Genomic DNA, 15,491 nt, shown 5'->3' on the forward strand with positions numbered 1-15,491 from the left:
TTAATGATAGGCAACACGGCATAGAACGACCTAGCTAGTGTAGCATTGAAACATCGTCTGTCACATGCTCATTGGCAATTTCAGACTTAGTGTTACAACGAAAGCTTATTTCATTGTGGTCTTTAGTTCATCCTGCACACGCTTCAACTCGCTCGAATCAATACGCTGATAAGAAACACCATCCTGCATAAATCCTTCACCCTTCAGTTGATCGGATTTAACATGTCCAAAAGCAGTTCGGTAGTCCCCCATCAAAGTACGCATATCCGAAAAAGTCAGATCCGTCTTTACATTCTGACCCATCGTTTCCAAAATAGAGCGATAGCTAGTAAAACCTCTCGTACTTAGGACTTTCTTTGCGATACCTGTAATGATTTGCCGCTGCCGGCCTTGTCGTCCATAATCACCGTTTGGATCATCATAACGCATGCGGGAGTATTTCAATGCTTCCTCACCGTTCAGTTCCTGTTTCCCCTTGGAAAACGACTTTCCATCATAGGTAAAATCCAACGAATTATTGACCTCAACTCCGCCGACCGCATCAACTAACGTCTCGATGCCTTGCATGTTGATGGTTATGTAATGATCAATTGGAATATCCAACAATTTCTCCACCGTATCCATCGACATCGCTGCTCCGCCAAACGCATACGCATGATTAATCTTATCCTGCGTACCATGACCAACAATCTCCGCATAAGTATCCCGCGGCAGACTCACTAACAACGATTCATTCGACGACGGATTCACCGTCGCCACCATCATCGTATCCGAGCGCCCCTGTTCCGTTCGCCCAAGAGCGCCTGTATCGACACCCAAAAGCAAAATACTAAACGGTTCCTGCGCAGACAAATTAACCTTCCGTTTATTGGCATTGCCATTACGATCCGCAACTTCAAATGTATCATTTGCTGTGGATTTTACATCGTAGTACATTTTGGCGGCGAAGCCAGCTATTACTAGGATGATTGTTAGGAAGATTCCGAGTAAGGATAGTAGGACTTTTTTTACATGGTTTGTATCATAATACTGATTATTATTTCCAGTCATTCTCTTCATCTCACTTTTAAAATTTCAGTAGTTTTACTCCACCTTGTCAAAAATCAATTACATTGCGTAAATAAAATCTATATATTCTAGTATTCTTATGCTCAAAAAAACTTAGTGCGGGTAGCGCTGATTAGAAAACAATGGTTGTTATTATTTTGAACATAAATCTAATTCAATGAGATAGGTTAATAGAATCATGTTCCTTGCTAAAAATCAATTAGTTCTGAACACCGACTTAACTATTTGAAAAGAATTTTGATTGCTAAGTGCTACTTCATGTATTTGAAGAATGGTTCAATTTGTCATCTCGACAAGTTTCCGATAAAGTTGAGAATAGCTGTTGTTCTCCAAATCAATTTGTTATTGCAGTTTTTTTCTAGATTTGTCAAAGTTTGTGATTTTTCTCAAACAGTAAGTGATTAGCTACTAAATCTATTGGACAAAAACATTTATTAAATTTTGTTAGTTAAAAATTTTTATAAGCCAATTATTGTTTTATACGACATTAATAATCGGAAGTAGACTGTCAATTTTCCAGTCCAGATTTGTAACATTTTGAATTTGAAATTATTTGAACAAAGCAACAATTTTTAATCATGAGTCATATAGATTATCCCCTATTTATTTGATAAAATTAGATAGCCCTTTTTTAATGTTTTACTACGGGTATAAAGATTAGGCTTGGTGAAAATATTGAATACAAAAGCAAAAAATTTATTAAAAAACATCAATTATACAGTTACTGCCAATTTTTTAGTGCTAGGTATTTCTGTGATATTGAATTTGTTTGTTCCTAAATTCATTGGTATTAAAGAATATAGCTATTGGCAATTATATGTCTTTTATTCATCATATGTTGGCTTTCTTCATTTTGGATGGTTAGATGGAATATATCTAAAGAATGGTGGAAAAGAATACGATGAATTAGACCGTCCTAGCTTAGGAAGTCAATTCTGGTATTTATTTCTCTTTGAACTTATCTTATCAACGATAATGATATCTCTTGCGATAACTTTTTCAAACTCCTCTAATAAAACTATCATTTTAATTCTGACTGCTTCTGTTTCAGTAATAAAGAATTTATGTACGTTCATACTATATATATTTCAATCAACAAATAGAATTAAAGAGTACGCACAACTTTCTCGTAATGATAGATACATATACATTTCTTTACTGAGTATATATATATTATTTGGTGGAAGGAATTATTTTATACTGATTCTTTTGGATATTTTTTCAAGGTTGGTAGTTTCTTTATGGGGATTCTTCAAGATCAAAGATCTTTTACTCAATAAAATAGTTAAATTACATATAGTATTTCCTGAAATTATTGATAATATCAAAATTGGAAGTAATTTAATGTTAAGCAATATAGCCGGTATGTTGATTATAGGCATCTCTAGGACACTTATTGAATATAAATGGAGTGTCGAAACTTTTGGTAAATTGTCCTTGACACTTAGCATATCCAACATGTTCATGACTTTTATTAATGCAGTAGGTGTCGTCATGTTTCCATTACTAAGAAGAGCGAACCAAAAGAATTTACCAAGCCTATATTATGATTTTAGAAATATATTTGTCCCTCTAAGTTTCTCTTTCTTAGTTTTCTTTCAACCTTTAAAAATTATCTTAGAGTTCTGGCTACCTAACTATAAACAAAGTCTTTTATTCATGGGAATCTTATTTCCTATGATAGTTTATGAAGGTCGAATGTCATTACTAATTACAACCTTTTTGAAAACTATCCGTCAAGAAAAAAAGATATTATATGCAAATACTATAGCTTTAATTTTTTCTATCTTCTTTTCTATAGTTACTACTATTTTACTTGATAGCTTACTCTTATCCATAGGCATAATAATGATTGGTTTAGTATTGAGATGTATCATTGCCGAAAAATTATTAGAACAATCTTTAAATCTAGCTAGAACGAAAGACTTACAGATAGAATTATTATTAACTATTATCTTTATTTTCAGTAACATCCTTTTAAACAACACGAATAGCTTTTTGATTTATGCATTCTTTTTCATTGGATATTTAGCCTTTGTTAGAAAGAAATCAATTGCGAGTATGAAAAATTTAATAAAGATTCTACATTCCTAATAAATAAGAGGGACATGAACAAATTGAGTTGAAATATACTCTCTGAATCATCGACTTTTGGCCTGGCCAGCTATTATACTGTCAGGCCAAAATCGTTATTTACAAAGCAAATATCATAGAAACTTCTTAAACAAGCACCTCTAAGGAACTGAGTCACTAGGTTAATTTCATAGTTCGAAGTCCCCAGAAATTAAACTATGATAGAATTCTGAGTTTTCTCAATCAAGAATCACATTATCAACAGCGGCACACTATATTTTTTTACTATTCCAAGATGTCTATTAAAAAATATAAAGCTAATTAACGAAAACGCTTCCATTAAATTGGAAAGAGTTTCAGAAAAAATGAGATGTATTGAATAACAAAAAAAGCAATGAGGGCTTTTTTTCAGGTCATCAGTAGGAATGGATCGGCTAAACTAGACTAGACAGAAAAAATAAGGTGTGTAGAATAAGAAAAAACACACTGGAGGATTTTTTATGTCAAGACGTCAACGTCGAACCTATTCAAAAGAGTTCAAACAACAAATTGTCGATTTGTCGATTTATATCTTGCAGGAAAACCTAGAGCCGAGATCATTCGCGAGTACGAGTTGACCGCTTCTACCTTTGATAAATGGGCGAAGCAGGCTCAGACCACTGGCTCCTTTAAGGAAAAAGACAATCTTACTCCAGAGCAACAGGAACTGATCGCTCTGCGAAAGAAAAATAAGCAGCTGGAAATGGAGAACGACATTTTAAAGCAAGCGGCGCTGATATTCGGACGAAAAGACAAGTAATTGATGCCAACAAGCACAAATACTCGATATCAGCGATGTGCAAGGTCTTAAATATTTCGCGACAAACCTATTATTATCAAGCCTAAACAGTCGAAAACGAAGCCGAGCTAGAAGCGCTCGTGGAAGAAGAATTTCTACGAAATCGAAACGCGTATGGTACCCGAAAATTGAAGAAATGTTTGGCGAATCTTGGGCTTCAAGTCAGTCGTCGCAAAATTGGACGTATCATGAAGCAACGTGGATTGCGTTCAACCTACCGCTCATTTCAAGGTACCCGCTTCTTCTTGTAACGAAGCCAAGACAGCAAATGTATTGGATCGAAGCTTCTCAAAAGAAACGCCATTGGAGGCAATCATTACCGATCTTACCTATGTGCGTGTTGGCAAGCACTGGCATTATATCTGTCTTATCCTCGATTTGTTCAATCGAGAAATTATTGGGTATTCATGCGGCAAGAAAAAAGACGCGGCGCTAGTCAAAGCGGCGTTCGCCCGAATCGTCTATCCTTTGACGAATGTGACTCTTTTTCATACGGATCGCGGGAAAGAATTTGATAATCAAACCATTGAAGAAATTCTATCAGCCTTTGATATCACACGTTCTTTAAGCAAGAAAGGCTGTCCCTATGATAATGCGGTTGTGGAGTCTACATACAAATCGGTCAAAGTGGAATTTATTCATCAGTCTCAATTTGAAACGCTAGAAGACTTACAACGAGAATTATTTGATTACGTGCATTGGTGGAATTATCTGCGATTGCACGGCACACTAGGCTATGAGACTCCGATGGTGTATCGTCACCAGAGATCGGCGAAGCACGCCCTTGATAATGAGCTTGGATGTGACACTGGTGGAGAGGCAGCGTAATGACTTTAGATTGAGAGTCTGCCGAGAAGCATCAGGTCCGAGAAGGCTCACAATCGGAGCACTAACACGAAGTTTTCATGACACCTTATAAATTTTGTCAAAAAAAGGGTTACCATTCCATTGTGTTCAGAAAGACTCTCTGACTGCTTTTACCGAATGTTATCAGAAGTTCTGTATGCGTAAAGGCTACGACTTTCAGCCAGAGAGACCAGCACAAATCTTTTAAGCCTCTAAGAAGTTGACTGCTCTTTTACCTGAAGACAAAATGACTAAAAAATTGATCACTCAAGCAATTGGGCAATTAAACACCTTTCCAAGACCATTGAGCAGTTACGTCTATAGATGTACTATTACCAGAATACCCGATAGTCATGGCCATGAAAGGCGTAGGACCGTCGTTAGGATCATAACTCATGGAAGAGATTAACAATATCGATGATTTTCTCATTGAGGCGCATTAACTGCTTTTTCGGGTGTTGATCCTGGTGTCAATCAGTCAAGCACTTATAATCAGAAAAGTGTAAGAACGTCCAAACGCGAATCTGCCCAACTGCGTAAATCACTGTTTCAAATAATGAACATTTTAGTGAAAATATCGCCTGAAATTGATCAGGTTCACACATTTATTTCTAAGAAGCGAACAGAGAGAAATCGTACTATGTTTACACGACTGCTGGTGCGAATAGATTTTTACGCATTTATTACGGACGAGTAGGCATCAATTCCAGAAGAAGAACTATAGTTTTTGAGCGTAAGTTGGAACAAGCGATTGTCGGTGGTTCTATTTGTGGTACCTACCACTCAGACAAACTTTTGTTCAATTTTCACCTTGACTTTTTATTTGCAGGCTATTTATAAATCGTTTGTTCTGCAATGCCATATTCACGTGAAATTTCGACGACTAGTTTATCAGTTGAAACAAGTTGAAGATTCATGTCTTTTCTTTCTTGCCTATACTTTTTCATTTTGCGAACTTCTTTTCGTTCGAGGTTATTATGGTCCTCCACAAAAATATGTCCACTAAATCATCCTAACACCAACTCAATAAGAAAATTTTAAGCAATAAAATACTTTTCACTAATTTTTATCATTATAATATACACACCAATAAATAAAACAAATTGGATCATTGTTCCAATTGTTATCAATGTAATATAAAAAATGTCTTCCATAGCATGAGTGACCAAAGGATAAACAAAACTTGTATATAAGAATATAACTACAGAGAATTTTTTATAATTATTTGCCAAATTCATTTTTATTATTGAATAAACCTTAGAATAAACGAAAGATATGAATCCTGTACAAAAAATCACACCTAAGTAACCAAAATCACTGTAATACCGTCTAAATGCTGTATAAACATTTCCTATTGTATATCCCGTTCGTGATACAACCCATGGTAACGATTTTACTATATCGATATTGTCGCTTGAAAATCGACTGAACATCGCGTATACACCTGAAAAAGTTTCCTGTCCAAACAAATTATTAGCTCTTGCACTGCTAGTATTCAAAAATATATCTAGCGCTTCTATAGAACCTCCAACATATCTAGTAATATAATCAATAAAGCTTTCTTGGCTTGAGCGACCTAAAAAATCTTTTAGAAAGTAGAATACAATAAAAAATAGAAGTACTGTAACTATAGTCCTTCTCAAAAAGGTAAAACCAGTACTTATTCTCCATCCATTCTTCAAATTGTGAAGTATGTAATACATTAATACTATTGATACGATAACCCTTATAAGAGGAAGTCTTCCACCAGTTAACAAGGACTGCAAAACATGAATAGTAATAGGTATTAAATAAGATATTTTTTTAAAATTTTTCTTATCTATCACTGAGTTGTTTATATAAAAGTATAGTAAAACGTAACCAAATGCTGCAGAAAACTTCAACAATTGTGTCACACTGAAGGTTAACTGTAGCTCCTCATTTGAACTAAGCACTGTCGCATTTCTAAAATTTCCTATTGACTCACTTATAGAAGGTGCACCTCCTAATCTTGAAATTTCTTGATAAAGCATTATTAAAATCAAAAAGCTAATAAAACTAATAAGCAAAATCAAAGTTTGTGGAATGAACAAAACATCAGAATTATCAAGAAAAAAATTTTTTTGTACAGATATCTTATTTTTTGGAAGAACAGTAATTTTTTTCGATATACATTCAATAGCTATAAAAGTTGCCAGACCAATAACGATTACAAATAAAGTGTTATAATGAAGTGATACTCCCCATTTTTTTATGTTTAAAATTGCACAAAAAGTTGAAAATAAGTAACTTAGACAAATTATGCATGATGGTGAAAAAAAATCACCTTTATTTAGAATTAATGAAATTATCCCCAGGAAAATAATTAACACTAGTAAGAACCAAATCATCCGCAACCCTCACGATTTTTTATAAATATTTTTTATATTTTTTTGTTAAAAGTATATATTTTAATCCCATATCTCTCAGGAAATTATTTCTATGAATTTTTTCTTTTTTCAGGTATTTAATTCCACTTATTCCTCCATCTAAGATGGCTTTTCTCATACTCTTTACATCATTAGTATCTATGTTTAAACTATCAATTACTTTTAAAGAATGTCTGAAAACCAAAGCATGGGTTCTTGCAGATTGAGAAATATTTATTTTTTTTATTAGACTATTAATACTATTATTTAATGTTTGAGAATTAGTAACATTTTGTCCGTGTTTACGGTACAGTATTGTGGGTGTTTCGATAAAAAAAATTTTCCCTCTCAATGTACATACTTTAGCAAAAAAATTATCATGAGAGTATAAATTCACATTTTTATCTATCACAAAGTCTACTTCATTGAGCAATAGTTTATTGAATATTGTGGTACAACCTGAAACATATGCATGAGCAAAAAATATTTCTTTAGGGTTATTCATAGAAATACGAAATTGGCTGTTGACAGAATGAACAACACCATTATCATCTGAATCAATAATTTTCATATCTGTATATAAAAGTATTGGAATTTTAGGAAACTCTAATTCTCTTTTTTTCATTTCTTCAACTAATAAATGAATTTTATTAGGTAACCATATATCGTCCTGGTCAGCAAACATAAAATAATCAGAGCTATTATTCTCCTTTTGAATTCTATTGATTAAATTCCAAAAATTTCCATACGGCCCATGAAATTTTGAATCATTAAATAGAACTTCAATTCTTGAATCGGTTTCAGCAAATTTTCTTATAGTTTTGATTGTTGAATCGGAAGAGCCATCGTCAGATATATATAGTTTCCAGTTTGAATATGTTTGATTTATTATACTTAAAACTTGTTTTTCAATATATAATTCACCATTATATGAAGCCATCAAAATACTTACTATCGAATCATCCATTTTAAATCTCCTGTTCTCTCAAAAGCTGTTTAAGGGATACAATTAATACTATGGTATTAACAATAAAATAGAACACAGTAAATATGTCCTGAAAATCCAACATTAGTGAGGATAGCATTATTATTTGTATAAAACCAGAAACAGAGGTTAAGTTCAATGCAACGATTTTAGAGAATGAGTATTCATTTTTTTTATTAAGAGAGCTTTGCTTGTTTAATCCAGCATAAGTCGAATTTTTTTTGTGCATAACTAATCTTGGTAAAATAACAGAAAATCCGGAAAACGCCCCCATTATTACAAACCATATTGCATCAATATCATTAAAATTAGCAGAATCAGAAAAATAAACATTTATTCCCATTGAAAAAAAAGTCAAAAACATACAGAAATATCCGCTAGTAGCATCCCAAACGCTTCCGATTTTTGAAGAAATTTTAGAATAACGAGCTATATTTCCATCCACACCATCCAGTAAGTTCCACAAAAAAAATAAAAGCCATCCAAAAAATGAAAAAACTTTGCTATTACTAACAGATACAGTGATCGCTCCAATAAATACTACAATGATTGATAAAAAAGAGATCGTGTTAGGAGATACTTGCATTTTTAAAAATGGATAGGTTAGGAGATAAGACATTGGTCTTCCTACATAGAAAGCAAAAAAATCAAATTTTGCTTCTTTTCTCTTTTGTTCTGACATAGTTCTTTCTTCAATTTCTCTATAAAATTCAAACATATTCTTTCCCTCTCAGTTTATACTCTACTAACTCTATATTAATCCTTTACACAATTTGATTTATCTGAATACAAAAACTTTTAAATCAATCTATTTGCTTGCTGTAATAATCATCGATTTTTTTTATCATTTCATTTTGAGAATAGTTTATTTTATAGCTAGATATTATTTTATCTTTATCAAATAAAATGTTACCGTTATATATTCTTTCAAGTATCTCCATAGCTTTTTGAGGTTTTTTTTTCTCAAAAAGATATCCGTTAAGTTTTTCATTTATTACTTCACAGATACCAGTAACATTTGTACCTACGACTGGAACACCTGCTCTAAGAGCTTCGATAGGCGCATAAGGGAATCCTTCATAATTTGAAGTTATTAAAAAAACATCAAAATCCCGAACAATAATTTCACTGTCTTGTCGATCACCCAACAAATGAATGTTGTTTTCTAAATCATTTTTCTCAACAAAACTCTTGACCTTTGTTAAAAGCGGGCCTGATCCAGCCCAGACAAAATGATAGTTAGTGTTTTGTTCGATTAATCCTTTTGCAATATTAAAGAAAAGTTCTGGGTTCTTCTGGTCAGTCATTCTTGCATTATTACCGATTATAAAATTTTCAGAAGACAAATTCAGTTCGTCTCTAATTCTATTTCTATTTGAAAAAGAAATACTAGGTAGTCCATTATAAATTACTTTAATTTTTGACTCTGTATCAACTCCCACTTTTATAGCTTCTTCTTTTTCACTCTTAGAAACACAAAAAGTCATATTAGTTAAATGTCTGCTAAGAAAACGTTCAATAGCAATAAACATAATTCTCTTTTTCTCACTAAATTCTGGAGATAAAAAAGAATAAGCATGTGGTGTATAAAAAATTTTTTCTACTCTTTTCATTCTAGCTGCTATTCTTCCAATTGCACCAGCTTTAGAGCTATGACAATGTACAATATCAGGATTAATTTCTTCAATTATTTTTGAGATAAAATTTAGAGTTTTCAAATCATTTTTCAAATCTATACTCCTTGTAAAAGTCTCACAGGGAATTATTGTCGCTTTCATTTTCAGTGAATCATATTCCTCTACAAAAACAGAATCCATGGTTTTAGTTCCGTGTATAAAATAAATTTCATACTTTTCTCTATTCAAATTGTTAATAAGTTGAACTATATGCTTTCTTAAACCACCACCCATAGATTCACTAATTAACAAAACTTTCTTTTTCATTTTTAATACGCCCCATCCGGCTTCATCATTACTTTTATCGTCTTAATAATCAATGCAATATCGTATCTGATACCTCGTTTTTGAATATAATCAATATCAAACTCAACCATCTCTTCAAAATGAACATCATTCCGACCACTGACCTGCCACAATCCAGAGCAGCCTGGCTTTACCAGTAGACGCTGCATGTCATACTGCGTGTATTCAGCGACTTCTCTTTGTAGTGGTGGACGTGGACCGATCAGGCTCATATCGCCTTTGATAACATTTAGTAGTTGAGGGAGTTCGTCTAGGCTAGTCCGGCGAATGAATTTACCAAACTCTGTCACTCGAGGATCTTCCTTGATTTTGAACATCGCACCTTTGATCTCGTTTTTATCTACTAAGCTATCCAGTTGTTCTTCTGCATCTGCACACATTGACCGGAATTTATACATGGTGAATAGCTTCCCATTTCTGCCAACACGTTTTTGCATGAAAATTACTGGTCCGCTTGGATCTTCTTTACGAATTTTATAGGCAATCCAGAACATGACTGGAGAAATAAACACGAGCCCAAGGCATCCTAAAATTAGATCAATGATCCGTTTGATCAAATCATAGCCTTTTTGATTTTCTATTTTTTCCTTATCTAACCAAATCACCTTGGGATTCCCCTGATTAGGAAATGGTTTATCATTCAAACTATTCACATCCCCAAAGGTCTTCTCGCTTTTCATCATCTAATCCCCCCAACAAACTATTTAACTAAAAAATTTGAAGCGCGGTTCTTTTATTGCCTGATATCTCGGTCTGACTACTGAATCCCCATTCACTAAGTCTTTTGCCATCTGCTGCATCGCTGCAGTCATCTCTCTGCCACCGATTTTTTCAATTTCTTCATACGCTTCCTTCATTAAAAAGGTGCGGTGTCGAAGATTGTGAGCATCGGAAGCAACCATAAATAGCATCTGATGTTCAAGCATTCGTCTTGCTGTTTTTTGTATCTCACTGCCGAATATCCCCACGATACTTGGGGCAGTAAGCTGTGTTAACACACCCATTTCTAGAAAAGGGATCAATCGATTAGGTTCTTCTCGAAAAACGGCGTTCCTTTCTGGATGAACGATCACCGGGACCTGTCCTCGACTAAGCAACTGATAGAACATTTGCTCCGCGTAGATTGGGATATCATTGGTCGGAAATTCGACCAATAGATACGTATCATCCAAATCGGTAAAAAGAATTTCCTCTCGTTTGATGGCCGTTAATAGCAGTTCGGTCATCCGAACCTCTTGGCCTTCAAGTAAAGTTAACTCTAGTCCTCGTTGATCAAGCTCGCTTTGCAGGGCAGCTACATCTCGAATAATTTTATCTGCCGGGTTGTTATACTTTCCATTATTATGATGAGGGGTACACATCAGATGAGTAATTCCTTGACTGATGGCTTTTTTTGCCATTTCAAGACTATCCTCAAGTGTTTGCGCCCCATCATCGACACCAGGCAAGATATGACTATGTAGATCGATCATTTAGTACTCACTTACTTCCTTCTGTTCCATAATAGTAGTAGGAATCTTCTCCTTGTTTCTTACCGTTATAGACGACTCCGATAATTTTGGCTTGGACCATGTCCAATAATTTTTTTGCTTCTAAAATTGCTTGCTTATTGGTTTTTCGTTCCCGCACAACCAATATCGTCCCGTCAACATAGGAAGACATGATTTGTGCATCAGTCACCGTTACGACTGGCGGCATGTCAAATATCACTAAATCAAAGGACTCGCTTAAGGTATCTACTAATTCCTGCATCCGTCTTGAGCTCAACAGCTCAGATGGATTCGGCGGTGTTGGTCCACTCGGCATTAAATACAGATTCTCGATATTCGTTTCGATCAAGCGACTGCCAACCTGTGTATTTCCTTGTGTCAGAAAGACGTTTTCCATCTCTGGTTCTGATAAGAAGCTTCCCGTCGCAGTATTGCCTTCAGTTAGGTAGTTACTTAGCCCATTGACATTTGGGACCTTGAAGCTTAATGCGATATTTGGTTTTCTTAAATCCGCATCCACTAATACGACCCGGCTGCCTGCATTTGCAAAAACAACCGCTAAATTTGAAGCTGTTGTTGTTTTTCCTTCTGAAGGACCTGAAGAGGTCACGACAAGTGATTTGATTTTTTTATCGGCTGAAGAAAATTCGATGTTCGTACGAATCTTCCGGTATTGCTCAGCTGCCGTTGAAAAAGGATTGATCGCAGTGATCAAATCAACCGGTGTAATTGCTTGTCTCTTTTTTGCCATCTAAAAATTTCCCCTTACACGCGTTTTCGATTACGAGTGGGCGCTGTACGAGTCCCTCGTGATTCTTTTTTGTTTTCTTGCGGTGGAGCTGCTGCTCCTCGATTATCATACAATTCTTTTTTGCTGACCTCAGATACTTGACCCAAAATCGGTAGTTCCAACGCTTCAATAATGAAGCGCTCGTCTTTGACAGTCTTATCTAGCAGCTCTGTTAAGAACGCCAAGCCGACACCCAGCATCAAGCCTACGACTGCTCCGATCAGCAGGTTCAATTTATTGTTCGGGAAGACCGCCTTAGAGGGCACGACTCCTTTTGAAGTAATCGTTACTTTGTTAACTGCTAAAACATCCTCTGCTTTTTCTTGGAATGTCGTCGCTGTGACATTCGCGATCGTCGCTGCTTTACGTGGTTCAGGTGAAGTCGCAACGATTTGGAACATTTGCGAGTTTTGCGCCTGTTCCACTTCGATCATGTCTTTCAATTCAGCATTGCTGTAGGTATATTGGTATTCACTTTGTAGTTCCTTTTGAACGGCATCGATAACGACATCGCCTTTAATCATGTCTTTATATGTATTGATCAAGAGCACGTTCCCATTGATATCATTTTGCAGATTGGTATTTGCTCCTTCTGCCGGGTTGTTTTGCACGATTAGTTGTGCGGCTGAATCGTATTTAGGCGTGATCAAGAAAAAGGTCACGACCGCGGCCAGCCCGATTCCGGCAATCGTGGTCATTAAGATCAATAATGCTTTCTTTTTTAATACCTGAAATAACTCTTCTAAGCTGATTGTTTCTTCCATCTTTTTTCCCTTCACTAACGAACGTTATGTATTTTTTTTGAACGCATCTTCTCACTAAGCAGCACCATTAACAGTGCTAAAGCAGTCAATGCGATTCCCACAAAGACAAAACTCAAATCAAACGCTGTAATATAGCCTGTCACAAAGCGATACAAGCCTTCCGACATGATCCCTAATCGGTTGATCACTCCACTAACGTAGATGATTGCTGGTAAAACAGTTAACATCAACCCTGCACCTAAAAAAGTAACGCTGCTCCAGCGAACCTTTTGATGCTTCATTTTGACCATCAGCAGCAAGCCGACGAACACTAATAAGAAAGCCACGCCAACGATAATCAGAATCAGCGTCAAAGCAGACTGAAAAGCCATTACCTTTTTACCGTAACTTAATAGGTAAGGAATCTCGATATAGTTTGAGTAATTCTTCGTAGCGGTATTCGCTAAATTATCCAAATTCCGCTGTGTCGTTTCATCGATCGTGATATTTTTCTGTTGTGCGTATTGATTCACGTTTTTCAAAATATTGTCTTTGATTTGTTCTTCCCCTTGAAGCTCAAAGGGAATTTCTTGATAAATACTGCGAATATAATTATCAACATTTGCGGAAACAGTTTTTTCCGAGACAACATCAGCTAAGACTTCAGGCGGGATGTTACTGCCGCGACCTAAGTCTTGAATGCTTTGTGTCATATCTTTACGGATCGTTTCTGTATAATCCGTCGCATGGACTTGCTTGATCATAAAGTTTTGATTGAACAAAGTCATACGGATACAGATCAGCGATACTGTAGCAAAGAGGAGTAAAGACCCGATGAATGCTAAGATCCATCGTGGGACATTTTTTGATGCTTGTTTCATAAGTTGCCTTTCCTCCTACTCATTTCCATTAATAATCGGACCTGAAACATACTCTCCAATAGCAAATAAGCGGTCATCAGTTAGACCCAAGCTATCTAATGGATAGCAGGTATAGAGAATAATCCGTCGGTCGTTTCGTTGATAAATCATATCGTCAATTTCTTTATCTTTTTTGTTTTTGATATCAAGCTGGGTAATACGATACGTATAATTCCCGTAAGTCGTTTGGACTTCGATCGTATCTCCTACTTGAGCACCGCCAAGCTTGCCGAAATCATCGACATTATGTCCGCCGATCAGCGAAGTCCCTAATTCACCGGGATATACAGACCCCATGAATTGGCCTGCGCCTTGACGTAAAATTTGTTCGGTATCTCCAAAATATAAAGGAACATCCAATTGTACTTTTTCTATCTTAACTTTGCCGAAAAGCTCTCCTCCCACTGGATAAGTGATCTTACTTGATGGAAGTTCGTCCTTCTCGTTCGTCGCGATTTTTTTATTATCTACAGCCTCAAATGTCTGTTCCGTCGCCTCAAAGTCGGGGGTATCTGTTAATAAAAACAATTGAATAGAAGAAGTAACAAATTGAATAACAGGTTTTCCAATTACGTATATTAAGGAATAGCCGAAAATCAGAAAGATGATCGGAGCGATCAAAATCGCCCCAACCCTCTTCAGCCTAGAAGCTCTACGCAAGTTTCTTACGTCCTACTACAAATGCACCTGCTGCAACAAGTAATAAGCTTGCGAAAGAAATTGCACTAGACAAATGTGTAGCACCAGTTTGTTTCACTGCGCCACCAGATGTGTAGACTGTACTGCTGGCTGGTTTAGTCGTACTGCTAGTTGAACCAGCAGAGCCTGAACCTGGCTGAGTGATAGAATAGCCTCCTGGGTAGAAGGTGATTGTCAGCCCTAGGATATTCGCCGCTTTGGTGATAATATCCTTTAATTGGTTCTTGGTGTTCAATGGCAAGGCTTTGATCAAAGCTTCAATAGAGTTGATATTTGAAACATCAACACCTGAAGATTCAACTAAAGAACGAGCGCTTTGGATTTGTGCAACAACGCTGTTCACTTTATCAGCAGAAACATCATTTTGTTTCAAGAAATTTTCTGCTTGTGCGCGTTCTGATGCACCAATGTTAAACGTTTTTCCGCCTACAGTTACGCCTTTATCCAGCTCCGACAAAATTCTTTGTTCATCAGCAGTAATGGCACCATCCGCATGAGCACTAGGCCCAACAAATAAAACCACTGCGATGAGCGCAATTAACCCACTTACAATTTTCTTCATCTACATACCTCCCTTACTAAGTTTTTTATGTTACCCATGTCACAATTCAGCGAAAAAAAATCCAATTTTTCCGCTGAATTTAGTATACTTTCTATTACAAAAAAAAAC

13 protein-coding genes and 2 pseudogenes are annotated in these 15,491 nt (G+C 35.7%); 3 read left to right on the forward strand and 12 right to left on the reverse strand.

The window, feature by feature from the left end; genetic code table 11:
- Window positions 1–105: 105 nt before the first annotated feature.
- Entirely contained in the window at window positions 106–1,050 is a 945-nt protein-coding gene (locus tag JZO85_RS07135; RefSeq protein ID WP_207107815.1) for an LCP family glycopolymer transferase, read from the reverse strand.
- Window positions 1,051–1,743: 693 nt separating this feature from the next.
- On the opposite strand from JZO85_RS07135, the gene JZO85_RS07140 reads away from it, so the two are divergent.
- The 3 genes and pseudogenes from JZO85_RS07140 to JZO85_RS23490 all read left to right on the forward strand — a co-directional run.
- A complete protein-coding gene (locus tag JZO85_RS07140) occupies window positions 1,744–3,162 on the forward strand; it encodes an MATE family efflux transporter (RefSeq protein WP_207107816.1) in 1,419 nt (472 codons plus the stop codon).
- Between the two features lie 479 nt (window positions 3,163–3,641).
- Window positions 3,642–4,807: pseudogene (locus JZO85_RS07145) on the forward strand (IS3 family transposase).
- 466 nt (window positions 4,808–5,273) lie between these two features.
- Window positions 5,274–5,522, forward strand: a pseudogene (locus tag JZO85_RS23490) (transposase); the annotation flags it as partial.
- Window positions 5,523–5,862: 340 nt separating this feature from the next.
- Here the strand turns inward: JZO85_RS23490 and JZO85_RS07155 are convergent.
- The 11 genes from JZO85_RS07155 to JZO85_RS07205 all read right to left on the reverse strand — a co-directional run bounded on the left by JZO85_RS07155 (window position 5,863) and on the right by JZO85_RS07205 (window position 15,383).
- Window positions 5,863–7,194 (reverse strand): O-antigen polymerase, encoded by a 1,332-nt coding sequence (locus tag JZO85_RS07155; protein ID WP_207107817.1) that lies wholly within the window; start codon window positions 7,192–7,194, stop codon window positions 5,863–5,865.
- A 19-nt stretch (window positions 7,195–7,213) separates the two neighbouring features.
- A complete protein-coding gene (locus JZO85_RS07160; protein ID WP_207107818.1) occupies window positions 7,214–8,179 on the reverse strand; it encodes a glycosyltransferase family 2 protein in 966 nt (321 codons plus the stop codon).
- Window position 8,180: 1 nt separating this feature from the next.
- Window positions 8,181–8,915 (reverse strand): CDP-alcohol phosphatidyltransferase family protein, encoded by a 735-nt coding sequence (locus tag JZO85_RS07165; RefSeq protein WP_207107819.1) that lies wholly within the window; start codon window positions 8,913–8,915, stop codon window positions 8,181–8,183.
- Between the two features lie 85 nt (window positions 8,916–9,000).
- The gene (locus JZO85_RS07170; protein ID WP_207107820.1) at window positions 9,001–10,140 is read right to left on the reverse strand and encodes a glycosyltransferase; all 1,140 of its coding nucleotides are present in this window, start codon (window positions 10,138–10,140) and stop codon (window positions 9,001–9,003) included.
- A gap of 2 nt (window positions 10,141–10,142) precedes the next feature.
- Window positions 10,143–10,859, reverse strand: a complete 717-nt coding sequence (locus JZO85_RS07175) for a sugar transferase (protein WP_207107830.1) — start codon at window positions 10,857–10,859, stop codon at window positions 10,143–10,145.
- A gap of 24 nt (window positions 10,860–10,883) precedes the next feature.
- Window positions 10,884–11,651 carry a tyrosine-protein phosphatase gene (locus tag JZO85_RS07180; RefSeq protein WP_207107821.1) on the reverse strand — a complete coding sequence of 256 codons (768 nt, stop codon included), beginning with the start codon at window positions 11,649–11,651 and terminating at the stop codon, window positions 10,884–10,886.
- 7 nt (window positions 11,652–11,658) lie between these two features.
- Complete coding sequence (locus tag JZO85_RS07185) at window positions 11,659–12,420, reverse strand: CpsD/CapB family tyrosine-protein kinase (protein ID WP_207107822.1); 762 nt, start codon at window positions 12,418–12,420, stop codon at window positions 11,659–11,661.
- A 14-nt stretch (window positions 12,421–12,434) separates the two neighbouring features.
- Window positions 12,435–13,223: a YveK family protein gene (locus tag JZO85_RS07190; RefSeq protein ID WP_207107823.1), complete on the reverse strand. Its 789-nt coding sequence runs from the start codon at window positions 13,221–13,223 to the stop codon at window positions 12,435–12,437.
- A gap of 14 nt (window positions 13,224–13,237) precedes the next feature.
- The gene (locus JZO85_RS07195; protein ID WP_207107824.1) at window positions 13,238–14,083 is read right to left on the reverse strand and encodes a hypothetical protein; all 846 of its coding nucleotides are present in this window, start codon (window positions 14,081–14,083) and stop codon (window positions 13,238–13,240) included.
- Window positions 14,084–14,098: 15 nt separating this feature from the next.
- On the reverse strand, window positions 14,099–14,782 hold the full coding sequence (locus JZO85_RS07200) for a class D sortase (protein WP_242550255.1): 684 nt from the start codon (window positions 14,780–14,782) through the stop codon (window positions 14,099–14,101).
- Complete coding sequence (locus JZO85_RS07205; protein WP_207107825.1) at window positions 14,775–15,383, reverse strand: hypothetical protein; 609 nt, start codon at window positions 15,381–15,383, stop codon at window positions 14,775–14,777. The genes JZO85_RS07200 and JZO85_RS07205 overlap by 8 nt, the downstream gene beginning before the upstream one ends.
- Between the last annotated feature and the right edge of the window lie 108 nt (window positions 15,384–15,491).

This window comes from Candidatus Enterococcus murrayae (assembly GCF_017315985.1).
Taxonomy (GTDB): Bacteria; Bacillota; Bacilli; order Lactobacillales; family Enterococcaceae; genus Enterococcus_A; species Enterococcus_A murrayae.